The organism is Paraclostridium sp., assembly GCF_051656405.1.
GTDB lineage: Bacteria > Bacillota > Clostridia > Peptostreptococcales > Peptostreptococcaceae > Paraclostridium.
Map to the genome: position 1 here is coordinate 11,959 of NZ_JBOGBV010000046.1, position 12,653 is coordinate 24,611.

Sequence of the window (12,653 nt, forward strand, 5' to 3'; positions counted from 1 at the left end):
AGTAGGCTTTTTTAAAAATGAAAATTATATTTAAATTTGTACTTGTTTTCTTTCATTAAAAAAGCTTTTATATGCAATATATGTAGCCATTATACTAGAAATTGATGTTGAAGCTAAAATCATAAATGTAACCATTATTTGAAACTTTATAGCTATAAGTGGAGATGCACCACCTAAAATTAGCCCGGTCATCATTCCAGGAAGCGAAACGATTCCTAATGTTTTAGCAGAATCTATAGATGGAAGCATTGAAGTTTTAACACTATCTCTTATTATTTCTTTGGAAGCTGAATAGATATCACTTCCTAGGGAAAGTTTTACTTCTACCTCATTAAGCCTAGTTTTAAAACTATTGCTAAGATTTCTATAACTAAGCCCTATAGCAACCATAGAGTTACTAATAACCATTCCTGCAACTGGAATTATTTGATTTGGCACGAACTTAATGGCTCCTGATAAAACTAGTATTGTTAATGTTATAGAGCTTCCAACAATTAAAGATATGAACGATACAAAGACTACATTCTTTATTTTTTTACCTCTTTTTTTAGTATTTAAAGCAGCTATAAACGTCATTATAAGTAATATAATAATTGTAAATGCAGAATTTTTTAAATTAAAAACATATTCTAATATGTAACCTACTAATATAAGTTGAATTATAGCTCTTACCATACTTATAATAATTTCTTTTTCAAGTTTTAAATCTTCTTTATATGAAATAAATATAGGAATTGCAATAAGTGCAGATGCTATAATAAGTGATATTGTATTCATTATTTTAAGTCCTCCTCAGCACAAATTTGGCCTTGATCCATTTGAATTCTTTTATTAAATATAGACTCACTTTGCTCTAAACTGTGAGTAACCCAAATAACAGTAATTCCATTATCGTTCATTTCCTTTATTAAAGACTCAACTATTTTAGCGTTCTCTTTATCTAATGCAGATGTAACTTCATCTAACAATAATATATCCGGAGTAAACATTAGGTTTCTTATAAGTGCAACTCTTTGTTTTTCTCCACCAGACAAAGCATTTATATCTTTATATAGATACTCTGAATCTAAATTTAATTTCTTCATAAATTGAAGAATTCTTTTTTTATCAATTTCTTTTTTTCTTATAATAAATGGATATGAAAGATTATCAAATACTGATTTACCAAATAGATAAGGAATTTGAACACAGTAGCTAATTTTTTTTCTAAGTTCTATTGGATCATAATCTATATAATTTTTTTCTTCAAAAAATATTTCGCCATTTGTAGGGCTTATTAAGTCTGAACAGATTTTAAGAAGTGTACTTTTACCACTTCCTGAAGAGCCTATTATAGATACACAATCGCCTTTTTCTATATTTAAATTTACACAATCTAGTATCTGTGTGTTATCTGAAATATATCTTATGTCTTTTAGTCTGAGTATACTCAACTCAACACCTCCTTAATTAGTTGCATTTTATATAATTAAAATGATAATATATATTATAATGTCTAAAATCGATATCGAAATACGATATTGACCAGGTATGATTATATAACATATGGAGGAAATAATGCAAGAACAAATACTGAGAAAAATATTTTTAGGATTTATACATATTCACATGCTTCATCATGCAAAAAAGGAACCTTTTTATGGATCGTGGATGATAGAAGAACTAAAATCACATGGATATGATATAAGTCCGGGAACTCTATACCCTATACTTAAGGCAATGGAACAATCAGATTTGATAAATAAAGAAGAGATAGTAGTAGGTGGCAAAGTAAGAAAATATTATAAAATTACACCTGATGGAGAGCTTGTACTAAAAGAATCTAAGATAAAAGCTAAAGAACTTTTTAAAGAACTTGAGTAATTAGATATAAATTTTATTGTAAATAGAGATTAGATTATATAGTATTTAAAATATATATTAAGTTAAGGGGGATGTTGGGGAATGAATAATGAAAATAAATATAGCATAGATAATATATCAAAAAACTTAATTGAAAATTATAGAGCAGTAGAAATTACGCTAGAGGATTTTTTAAATATGGATGAAAACAATGAAGAAAACAGTTTTGAAGACGTTTCAAAAATTTATAAAATAGATAATTTGGGTGTTATTGAAAAACTATTAAGTGAAGAAGAAAAAACACAAATAGAATTGACTATAGAACATCTAAATAATATAGATAATGATGATTCTTCATATTTAGATAAAATAAGTACTGGTCAGTTAATTATCATAGTTCTTGAGAGTAAAGATAAAGTTAATTTATCAGGATTTATAATGGAAGGAAATGGTCAAGTTTTATTTGATTATTTAACTAGTTTAATTGGAAATGATGTAAAAAAAGAATTTAATAAATTAGATGAAATTATTGAGGAATTAAAAGAATTTAAGCCGTATGGAAAATATTTTAAATAGTGTTGAAAATAAAAAGAGAGTTGTAGTTATTGAAGAAATACTTAAAGACTGAACTTAAAGTCTTTGTATGAATGAAATAACTACAACTCTCTTTTAAGTCCACACTCTAGTCTATGTACAACCCCATAGCTATAGTATTGTAATAAATACCATTTACACATATATCTTTCTTCAATAGTCCTTCTTTTTCAAATCCAAACTTTTCATAAAGTTTTACGCCTCTAATATTATCTTCTCTTACTAGAAGGTTAATTTTCTTTGTTATTTTATTAGATTTAGCCCAGTCGATAAGATAAGCCATAATCTCGCTTCCAAGACCTATACCCCAATATTTTTTTCGAAGGCTTATTCCTAATGTTCCGTTGTGCTTCATTCTTTCTTTTTGAACTGAAGTAATAGAAGCTATTCCAACAATTTCATTCTCTATAATAATCAGTACATTCTTAGAATTATTCATACTATTTACTCTTTCGATATAATCTTGCTCTGCTTCTACACTCATTGAAAATTCATTTTTTCCAAAGGTTATAAAATCACTTTCACCGCCTATTATATTTAGGTAGTCTATCATTGCTTGGGCATCTTCTTTGTTAGGTGATCTTAAAATTGCAGTTTTACCATTTTTCAACTTAATTTCTTTCATATAAAATCTCCTTTTAATTTCAAGATTAATAAATCTTATTTAAATAGATATGATTCTTTGTAAAACTTATGAATCCTTTAAAAAAAATTAAAAAGCATATAATAGTTTTGTAACATTAGTGTAAAAAATGGATGATAATATATAATATATTTATAAACTTTAAATACGAATGGATGTGAAAAGATGAATATATTAGTTGCTGATGATGAATTAAGTATGCTAAAAATCATAGAAGCTTATTTAAGAAAAGAAGGATTTAATGTTTTTACTGCTAGCAATGGAGAAGAAGCATTAGATGTATTCTATAAAAATAAAATTGATTTAGCTATACTAGATTGGATGATGCCTAAAATAGATGGGATAGAAGTTTGCAAGGAAATAAAAGAGAGTAGTAATATAAAGGTAATGATGTTAACAGCAAAGAGTCAGAGTGATGATGAGGTAGATGCTCTCAATTTTGGAGCTGATGACTATGTCAGAAAGCCATTTGATCCTAGAATTTTAATAATAAGGGCTAAAAAGCTTATGGGATACAGTGATATAGTTACAATTAAAAATTTAAAAATAGATTTTAAATTTACAAAAGCATTTAAGGATAACGAAGATATAGGCCTTACTAAAACAGAATTTGAGTTATTAAAATGCTTTATCAATAATAAAGGTGTAATACTTTCAAGAGAAAAATTACTTGATTTAGTTTGGGGGATGGATTATTTTGGTGATTTTAGAACAGTAGACACACATATAAGAAGGTTAAGAACAAAAATAGGTGAAAATTTTATAGTTACACATAGAGGATTAGGTTATAGTTTGGAGGAAAAGAATGACTAAACTTAATAAAAAGCTAGCTATTAGCATATCTTTAGTTGTAGTAATTGTATCTATATTATCACTAACTATAAATAATATTTTTATACATAAGTATTATTTACATGAAAAAAAGAAAATTATAAATACTGTTGGAGATGAAATTGAAAAATTAGACTCAGATACTATTATTAAAGGCATAGATAATATAGAGGATAAATATGGAATAAATATGATTTATACTCATTTAGATATGGCAAATGGTATAAATGAAGATGCTATAACTGAAGGATTGATAAAAGAGTTTGAAAAGAAAGATATAAAACTTAAGAAATTTTGGATTTCTCATTATTTAGTTGAGGACATGAAGGAAAAAAGTGTTAATAAAATATATAATCAGGGAAATCTAAAGTACAGCTTATTAGTCAAGTTTATATTGAAAGATAATTATATATTTGCAATATCAATGCCTATAGAACATTCTCAAGAAACTATTTCTATAATAAATAAATTTAATTTAATACTTAATAGTTTTTCAGTGTTAATAATAATATTATTGACGTTTATTTTATCTAAAAAGATAATTGATCCACTCGAAAAAATAAAACTATTATCTAAAGATATAGCAAAGTTAAATTTTAGGACAGAAAAAATAAAAACTAATGATGAAATAGAAGAATTAGCAGATAGTGTTAATCAAATGAGTATAAGTTTACAAAAAGCACAAAATGAATTAAATAAAAGAAATGAAAATTTAAAAATATTTATAGGAGGAGCATCTCATGAGCTAAAAACACCTATAGCACTTATAAAAGCTTATGCTATGGGAATTCAAGATGGAATAGATGATGGAACTTATTTAGACACAATAATAGAAGAAAGTGAAAAGATGAATGATATAATAAACAACTTAATTTATCTTTCAAAATATGAAAAAAGAGAAGTTAAAATAAATTCATTTGATTTGAAAGAAATATTATTGTTAATTATAGATGAATATAAATTGATTATAAATGAAAATGACGTAGAGGTTAATTTAAATATAGATGAAAATGAATTCATGATTGATGGAGATATAGAAGGAATAAAAATTGTATTAAGAAATTTAATAAGTAATTCCATAAAATATACTATTGATAACAAAATATGTATATCTTTAAATAAAAATGAAAAAGTATATGTGTCTGTATCCAATAGAGCTAGCGGAGTAATAGAATCTGAACTAGATAATATATGGAAGCCATTTTACGTATTAGAAAAATCAAGAAATAGACAATTATCTGGAACGGGATTAGGGCTTAGTTTAGTAAAGGAAATATTAGATGCACAAAACTTAACATATGGAACAAAATTAAAAAATGAATATATAGAATTTTTTATAGAGTTCTAAATAAGAAAGAAGGCTAAAACTTATATAGCCTTCTTTTTTTATGTTTAGGCAAATTTTTATTTTGTAACATTCATGAAACAAACTTTTTTTATAATAACCACATAACAAATAAACAAGGAGTGTGACATTATGAAAAACAAAGGTTTTTTGGCCATGATAGTTGTTTTAATAGGATTAATTTATATAATGATAAGTTTTTATTCTTTAAAAGATATAAATAAAGAAGATATAGATGTTTCTAAATTTATAAATGAAGTAGATGAAGTTAGTGATAATAAAGCTCAGATCAATTGGAAGTATGTTGCAGCTATAATTGGAGTTATGGAAAAGAATGATTTAAATAATGTTAAAGAAGAAGAAATGAAAAAAGTATCTAAATTATTTTTAAATGAAAATAATGAAGCAAAAACTTTAAATAGTGTTGATGAAGTTATAAGTAAACTTAAATTTAATAAATTTGAAAAAAATCTTACGCATAGGTATATAAATCAACTTAGTGATTTTGGGGTAATGCCACAAAGATTAAGTAAAAATAGTGATTACACAAAATTTATAAATTCAATAAAAGATGATGCAATACAAAATTATGAAAAATATAAAGTTTTACCATCCATAACTATAGCTCAAGCAATATTAGAATCCGGATGGGGCCAATCAAGATTAGCTAAGGATTATAATAACTTATTTGGAATAAAAGCAGATGCAAATTGGAAAGGAGAGTATGTAACCTTAGAAACTAGAGAATTTAAAAGCAATACTGTAAATGGAAAGTTTAGAAAATATAAAGATGCAGGACAATCAATTGATGACCATGCAAAGTTTTTATATGAAAATAAGAGATACCAAAACAACGGGGTATTTAGTGCTAAGACATATATATATCAGGCAAAAGCTTTGCAAAATGCAGGTTATAGCACAGATACAAATGAAAAAGGCCAAAAGGTTTATGCAAACAGATTAATTGAAATAATAAAGCAATATAATTTACAGCTTATAGATAGTGAAGTTCAGAGTAAATAAAACTGTAACATACGTGTAACAAAACTAAACTAAAATGACTTTGAGGTGATAAAGATGAATAAAAAAATATCGTTATTGTTAAGCTTTGTACTTATAGGAACAAGCTTAGCGGGGTGTAGTAATGGAATTATTAAAAGTGATGAAGATATATCAGCTAAGGTAGAAAAAGTTAATAACTTAGATTTTAAATATGACGTTAATCCTAAAAACTTTCAAGTATCTGTAGATGTTGATGGAAAAAAGGAAATTATATCAGAACCTATGAAGGATAGATCTGTTACTAATTTAAAAAAGAAAGATAATGAAATTTCGTGGACATACCCAGATGAACATATTAATGTAGACATAAAAAAGAAAGATAATTACTTAGATGTAGATATCAAATCAACATCTAAAGAAGCTAACACTTTTACTTGGCCTAGTGTCAGTGGTGAAAGTTATGTACTTCCTATAAATGAAGGGAAGTTTATACCAAGCAATGATAAATACTGGAAAGAGTATTTAAATGAGCAAATATTTAATACTATAGAGAGTTTTTCTATGCAATTTTTCTCAGTAAATAAAAGTAACTTTGCAGCTACTTATATAATGAAAAATAAATATAATGATGAAATAAAATTTGATACAAAAAATAATATAAAGTTTGATTTTACTCATGAATATCCAAGTATAAACAAAAATAAAGATTATGGATTTAGGGTATATATAACAGATAAAAATGTAAATGATGTAGCTAAAAATTATAAGAATTTTGTAATTGAAAACGGAGAATTTAAAACATTAGCACAAAAAGCAAAGGAAAATAAAAACATAGAAAAGTTATATGGGGCACCACAGATTTACTTCTGGGATAAATCTATAATTACTGTTGATGATATTAAGTGGAATTTATTAAGACAAAACATGGATGAAGAATTTATAAACTGGATGAAAGAGCTTCTAAACACAAAAGTAGAAGATGGCAAAGAGGTTTCAAATGTTTTAGATGCTATAAAAAGTCAAGATTATGTAGATAAATACCAAAAACAAACTATAGTAAGCGGATTTAATTCAGTTATGATGCTAAAGGAATTTTATAATCCTAATGTGTTTAAAGATTTAAATAAACAAACTCAAGACATTGTGAAAAAAGGTATAAATAATTTAAATAGAAATGAATTAATTTCATTAAATAAAGAGTTATTAAAATCAAAACTTAAAGATTCAACAACTCCAACAACTTATTGGTCAAGAAATAATACAATAGATGTATTAGATGATATGAAAAAATCAGGAATAGATAATGCTTGGATAGGATTTGATGACTTAGAGGCAGGATATGTTTCACCAGAGTTTGTAAAAAAAGCTAATGATTATGGATATTTAGTTGGACCTTATGATTCGTATCATTCAATTCATAAGCCAGGTGAGGAAAAATGGAGCACAGCTAAATTTGACGATAAGTCATTATATGATAATGCAACAATAGAAGATAAAGATGGAAAAAAATTAGAAGGATTCCAAGGAACCGGTAGAAAACTAAATCCTACATTATCTATGCCTAGTGTAAAATCAAGAGTAAACAAGATTCTTAATGAAGGATATAAATTTAACTCATGGTTTATAGACTGTGATGCAACTGGAGAAATTTACGATGATTATTCTAAAAATCATATTACAACTCAAGAACAAGATTTAAATGCGAGATTAAAAAGAATGAGTTATATAAGCGATGATAAAAATATGGTTGTAGGATCAGAAGGTGGAAATGATTTTGCGAGTACGACTATAGCATTTGCACATGGACTTGAAACACCTGCTTTTTCATGGATAGATCCAGATATGAATAAAAATAAAGATAGTGAGTATTATGTAGGTAGATATTATTCACCTACAGGAGGAGTTCCAGAAATTTTTGAAAAACAAGTTCCTGTTAAAGATTTATATAAAAAGATATTTATAGATCCAACATATTCACTTCCTTTATTTAGATTAGTTTATAATGATTCTGTTGTAACTTCAGATCAGTGGCTATGGGGTACATTTAAAATACAAGGTGAAGTGGAAAATAGAATGATGAAAGAAGTTTTATATAATACAGCTCCTATGTATCATATAGATAAAAGTGAATGGGAGAAACATAAAAAAGAAATTTTAAACCATGATAAAGTTTGGTCAGAGTTTGATAAAAAAGCTATAAATAAACCTATGACTGACTTCAAGTTTTTAAGTGGTGATAGATTAGTACAAACTACTTGTTATGGAGATGATTTGAGAGTTGTAGCAAACTTCTCTAATAAATACTTTAAATACAAAAATGACACTGTAAAGGCAAATTCTCTTATTATATATGATAAGGGTGAAAAAACTGCTTATAGTCCTCAATAAATTTTTAAATAGTTAAAGTAGAGTATCTAAATAAGATGCTCTATTTTAATGTGCTATAATTGTATAGTATAGCTATTAACTGATTATATTAAAAAAAGTGGGGTAAAAATAAATTACAAATTAAATACTTTTAAGTATACCAAAATGTTAAATAATAAATTATACTATATTAATGACAAAATAAATAGTAACGACTAATCGGAGATATACTAGGAGGTAAATTTAGTGAAGCTACAGAAAATGGGCATGAGAACCATAAAAACAGGAATAGCTGTAATGCTATGTATCTTATTGGGGCAATTTCTTGTTCAAAAAATTTTTTACTGCGCAATAGCATGTGTAATTTCTGTTCAAGATACAGTTAAAGGATCTATGAAAGCGGGTCTAAACAGAGTAAAAGGAACAATTGTAGGAGGTATAATAGGATTTTTATTTGCACTTATACAGCCAGGAGAACCTATTTTATGTGGAATAGGTATAATGCTAACTATATATGCGTGTAATTTATTAAAGGTGAACTCTGTAGTAGTATCATGTGTAACATTTTTAGCAATACACTTAGGAGTTGGAACATATAATCCAGCATACTACTCTATACATAGAGTTATAGATACATCTGTTGGGGTAGTAATAGGAGTAGTTACAAACTACTTAATAGCAAGACCTAATTACTTAGACAAGACTATAAATGAATTTAAAAATATAGAAAAATCAGCTATACAACTTATAGAGTCAAAAATTGTAAACGAACAAAGCCTAGACATAAACATATTTAAAAAGAACATACAACAATTAGATAAAATATACTCTAAATTGTCTGATGAATTAGATTATGGTGGTAAATACGAAGCTGATATAGAAAATTTAGAAAGATCTATAAGTATATGCAGAGAAATTTATTTCCACATGCAGTCTATAGAGCTATTAGAAAATAAGCTATATCTAAATAAAGAAAATTTTAATGCAATAAAAGAATTGTACAACACAGAGGAAATTTGTTTTGATGTTGAAGAAAATAAGAGTCCTGTGTTCAATTACCATTTAAGTAAGATAATAGACGAAATAAAAACTTTAAAAGATTTTAATGAATCTATTCAATAAATGTCCTGGGTCAAAATACCTAGGATATTTTTTACGCTTAAGAAATTTTGTATTATTTATAAAATTTAGTTAATCATTAATAATTAAAACATAGATAAATAAGGATGTGAATTTGTGAAACGCAATAAAAAAATGATCTTAATTTTATTAATAGTTATTATTTTGCCTATATCAGCATTGTACTTATTAATAAAAGATAGCAATGAAAAGCAAAAAATTGCTATGGAGCAAACAAAAAGTGAAAAAATTGAAAATCAAAAAGTTATTAATATAGCTTTATTTGGATTAGATAGAAGAAGTAAGGAAGAAAAAGCTAGAGCAGATTCTATAATGGTTGCTAGTGTAGATTTGGAAAATAAAACTGTTAACTTAGTATCTATACTAAGAGATACATTAGTAGATATCGAAGGGCATGGAAAGGAAAAACTAAATCATTCATATGCATATGGCGGAGCTAAGTTAGCGCTTGATACTTTAAACTCAAATTTTGATTTAAATTTGAAGAACTATGTAAGTGTAGATTTTTTCAGTTTAGCTAAATTAATTGATTTAGTAGGTGGAGTAGATATAGAACTTAAAGATTATGAAGCAAATCAAATAAATAAAAATTTAGATGAAATCAATAATATAGAAAAATTACCTCATGGAACTGACTATATTGATGAAATGGGAACTAAAAATTTAAATGGAAGACAAGCTGTTGCATATTGTAGAATAAGAAAAGAAGGAAATGGAGATTACGAAAGAACTCAAAGACAAAGAACTGTATTAAAATCTATAATAAATAAATACGAAAGCTTAGACTCTGATAAAAAGTTTAAAGTGAATATGGAAATGATGTCTCAAGTTAGTACAAATATACCAGTAAATGATATAAAATACATACAAGAAAAAATACAGAATGAAAAAAATTATAAAATAAATCAATATATGATTCCAGTTGAAGGTAGTTTTAAAACAAAAACAATTAATGGAATGTGGGTTATTGATGCTAACATGGAAGAAAATATAAAACAATTACATAAATATATAAAATAAAAAGACGGGTGTCAGTGGTAGCACCCGTCTTTTTAAAAGGAGAAATAAGTATAGTATGTTTAGTGATATAATTAAAAATTGCATTTGAAATTATATTAAAAGTATAAACAAAAAAATGAATTATATACAAAAAAATATTCAATTTTATAAATAAAACTGAAAAATAAGAAATCTAATTTAGATTAAATTTAACAAAATGGGAATTATACAAATATAAGCAAATAATATAGAAAGGAGTAACTAGGTTAGCTAGTTATATATAAATTTATGAAAGAATCATATTGGATATTAAGTTCTAAAGGTGAATGTTATGAAAAGCTAAAAGAAGATTTAGAAGTAGATACTCTTATAGTTGGTGGTGGGATAGTAGGCGTGACAACTGCTTACTTATTATCAAAAAAGGGAATAGAAACTGCAATTGTGGATGCTCACAAAATAGGATATGGAAGTTCAGGTAGAAATACAGGAAAAATAACTTCGCAGCATGGTATTGTATATTCAAAAATAAGAAATAAATATGGATTAGACAGTGCTAAACTATATCATGAAGGAAATGAAAGTGCTATAGATTTAATAGAGGAAATTGTAAAGAGTAATAATATTGATTGTAACTTTGAAAGATTATCTTCCTTTATATACTCAGATAATGAAAACTACATAGAAGAGCTTGAGGAAGAATATCAAACTTGTAAAAAGTTAGGAATTGATTGTAAGTATCATAAGAGCTTGGATATACCATTTGATGTAAAAGGAGCGATAGAATTTTTTAACCAAGCTCAATTTAATCCTAAAAAATACTTAGATGCACTAACTAAGGAATGTTTAAAGTTAGGCGTTAAAGTGTATGAAGAGACCCCTATAGTAGATCATGAAGAAGAAAATATATATAATTTAAAGACTAAAGATGGAAAAACAATAAAAGCATTAAATGTTATATTAGCTTCTCATGTTCCTTGGTATGATGGATTAAATCTTTATTTTGCTAAAGAAAAAGGCGAAAGATCCTATTTATTAGCTGGAGAGTATGAAAGAGATATACCAAAAGGAATGTATTTAAGTGTTGAAGATAGTGGATTTACATTTAAACCTTATTGCGGAGATGGTCAAAATCTAATTATTTTAGGTGGAGGAGATCATAAAGTTGGACAATGTAAAAATGAAGGTGAAATATATGAAGATTTAATACATGAACTAGGCGAAAAATTTAAAGTTAAGCAATTTAAATGTAAGTGGTCAGCACAAGATTATATAAGCTTTGATAATATACCATATATAGGTTATGTAAATAAAAAAGAAGATAACTTTTACGTTGCAACAGGATTTTGTAAGTGGGGAATGACGAACGGTACATTAGCATCTATGATAATTAGAGATTTAATATGTTATAGAGAGTCAAAGTTTGAAGATATATTTAATCCCTCTAGAAAAGGTAGCGTATTTACAACTGAATTTATAACTCAAAATATTAATGTAGCTTGGAAGTATGTAAGTGGAAAGTTAAAAATAGGAGATAATAATTTAATATTAGAAAAAGGCGAAAGCAAAGTTGTTAATGTAGATGGTAAAAGATGTGGCGCATACAAAGATTATGATGGAAAGCTATATATAGTAGATATTACTTGTACACATTTAGGATGCGAGTTAACTTTTAACTCAGCAGAAAAAACATGGGATTGTCCGTGTCATGCATCTAGATTTGATTATAGAGGAAATGTAATAGAGGGGCCTGCTTTAAGAAATTTAAATAGATATGATGAAGAAAAAAATGATATAGACCCTAAAATATTGTAAATAAGAAACCTATCATAAAAATCTTTTAATATAGATTTAATGGTAGGTTTTTTGTGCTTAATGAAAGAATTAATTTAA

At 26.2% G+C, this 12,653-nt stretch carries 12 protein-coding genes; 9 read left to right on the top strand and 3 right to left on the bottom strand.

Annotated elements, in window-relative coordinates; genetic code table 11:
• Positions 1–30 precede the first annotated feature (30 nt).
• Positions 31–777 carry an ABC transporter permease gene (locus ACRDDE_RS06260; protein WP_438626318.1) on the bottom strand — a complete coding sequence of 249 codons (747 nt, stop codon included), beginning with the start codon at positions 775–777 and terminating at the stop codon, positions 31–33.
• The gene (locus ACRDDE_RS06265) at positions 777–1,433 is read right to left on the bottom strand and encodes an ABC transporter ATP-binding protein (protein ID WP_438626320.1); all 657 of its coding nucleotides are present in this window, start codon (positions 1,431–1,433) and stop codon (positions 777–779) included. The genes ACRDDE_RS06260 and ACRDDE_RS06265 overlap by 1 nt, the downstream gene beginning before the upstream one ends.
• 124 nt (positions 1,434–1,557) lie before the next feature.
• On the opposite strand from ACRDDE_RS06265, the gene ACRDDE_RS06270 reads away from it, so the two are divergent.
• Positions 1,558–1,863: a PadR family transcriptional regulator gene (locus tag ACRDDE_RS06270; RefSeq protein ID WP_438626321.1), complete on the top strand. Its 306-nt coding sequence runs from the start codon at positions 1,558–1,560 to the stop codon at positions 1,861–1,863.
• 81 nt (positions 1,864–1,944) lie between these two features.
• Positions 1,945–2,418, top strand: a complete 474-nt coding sequence (locus ACRDDE_RS06275) for a hypothetical protein (RefSeq protein WP_438626322.1) — start codon at positions 1,945–1,947, stop codon at positions 2,416–2,418.
• Positions 2,419–2,524: 106 nt separating this feature from the next.
• On the opposite strand, the gene ACRDDE_RS06280 is transcribed toward ACRDDE_RS06275, so the two are convergent.
• Positions 2,525–3,061: a GNAT family N-acetyltransferase gene (locus ACRDDE_RS06280; protein WP_438626323.1), complete on the bottom strand. Its 537-nt coding sequence runs from the start codon at positions 3,059–3,061 to the stop codon at positions 2,525–2,527.
• Positions 3,062–3,244: 183 nt separating this feature from the next.
• Here ACRDDE_RS06280 and ACRDDE_RS06285 point away from each other — a divergent pair, with 183 nt between their 5' ends.
• The 7 genes from ACRDDE_RS06285 to ACRDDE_RS06315 all read left to right on the top strand — a co-directional run bounded on the left by ACRDDE_RS06285 (position 3,245) and on the right by ACRDDE_RS06315 (position 12,575).
• A complete protein-coding gene (locus ACRDDE_RS06285) occupies positions 3,245–3,892 on the top strand; it encodes a response regulator transcription factor (protein ID WP_438626325.1) in 648 nt (215 codons plus the stop codon).
• Positions 3,885–5,258 carry a sensor histidine kinase gene (locus tag ACRDDE_RS06290; protein WP_438626327.1) on the top strand — a complete coding sequence of 458 codons (1,374 nt, stop codon included), beginning with the start codon at positions 3,885–3,887 and terminating at the stop codon, positions 5,256–5,258. Before ACRDDE_RS06285 ends, ACRDDE_RS06290 begins: the two co-directional genes overlap by 8 nt.
• 129 nt (positions 5,259–5,387) lie before the next feature.
• Positions 5,388–6,278: a glycoside hydrolase family 73 protein gene (locus ACRDDE_RS06295; RefSeq protein WP_438626329.1), complete on the top strand. Its 891-nt coding sequence runs from the start codon at positions 5,388–5,390 to the stop codon at positions 6,276–6,278.
• Between the two features lie 54 nt (positions 6,279–6,332).
• Positions 6,333–8,645 carry a glycoside hydrolase gene (locus tag ACRDDE_RS06300; protein WP_438626331.1) on the top strand — a complete coding sequence of 771 codons (2,313 nt, stop codon included), beginning with the start codon at positions 6,333–6,335 and terminating at the stop codon, positions 8,643–8,645.
• Positions 8,646–8,870: 225 nt separating this feature from the next.
• Positions 8,871–9,746 carry an FUSC family protein gene (locus tag ACRDDE_RS06305; RefSeq protein ID WP_438626333.1) on the top strand — a complete coding sequence of 292 codons (876 nt, stop codon included), beginning with the start codon at positions 8,871–8,873 and terminating at the stop codon, positions 9,744–9,746.
• Positions 9,747–9,860: 114 nt separating this feature from the next.
• The gene (locus ACRDDE_RS06310; RefSeq protein ID WP_438626335.1) at positions 9,861–10,784 is read left to right on the top strand and encodes an LCP family protein; all 924 of its coding nucleotides are present in this window, start codon (positions 9,861–9,863) and stop codon (positions 10,782–10,784) included.
• A 267-nt stretch (positions 10,785–11,051) separates the two neighbouring features.
• A complete protein-coding gene (locus tag ACRDDE_RS06315) occupies positions 11,052–12,575 on the top strand; it encodes an FAD-dependent oxidoreductase (protein WP_438626337.1) in 1,524 nt (507 codons plus the stop codon).
• Positions 12,576–12,653: the final 78 nt, after the last annotated feature.

Coding starts and splice junctions, on each gene's coding strand:
- ACRDDE_RS06260 (WP_438626318.1), bottom strand. CDS start 777: ATGAATACAATATCACTTATTATAGCATCTGCACTTATTGCAATTCCT.
- ACRDDE_RS06270 (WP_438626321.1), top strand. CDS start 1,558: ATGCAAGAACAAATACTGAGAAAAATATTTTTAGGATTTATACATATT.
- ACRDDE_RS06275 (WP_438626322.1), top strand. CDS start 1,945: ATGAATAATGAAAATAAATATAGCATAGATAATATATCAAAAAACTTA.
- ACRDDE_RS06280 (WP_438626323.1), bottom strand. CDS start 3,061: ATGAAAGAAATTAAGTTGAAAAATGGTAAAACTGCAATTTTAAGATCA.
- ACRDDE_RS06285 (WP_438626325.1), top strand. CDS start 3,245: ATGAATATATTAGTTGCTGATGATGAATTAAGTATGCTAAAAATCATA.
- ACRDDE_RS06290 (WP_438626327.1), top strand. CDS start 3,885: ATGACTAAACTTAATAAAAAGCTAGCTATTAGCATATCTTTAGTTGTA.
- ACRDDE_RS06295 (WP_438626329.1), top strand. CDS start 5,388: ATGAAAAACAAAGGTTTTTTGGCCATGATAGTTGTTTTAATAGGATTA.
- ACRDDE_RS06300 (WP_438626331.1), top strand. CDS start 6,333: ATGAATAAAAAAATATCGTTATTGTTAAGCTTTGTACTTATAGGAACA.
- ACRDDE_RS06315 (WP_438626337.1), top strand. CDS start 11,052: ATGAAAGAATCATATTGGATATTAAGTTCTAAAGGTGAATGTTATGAA.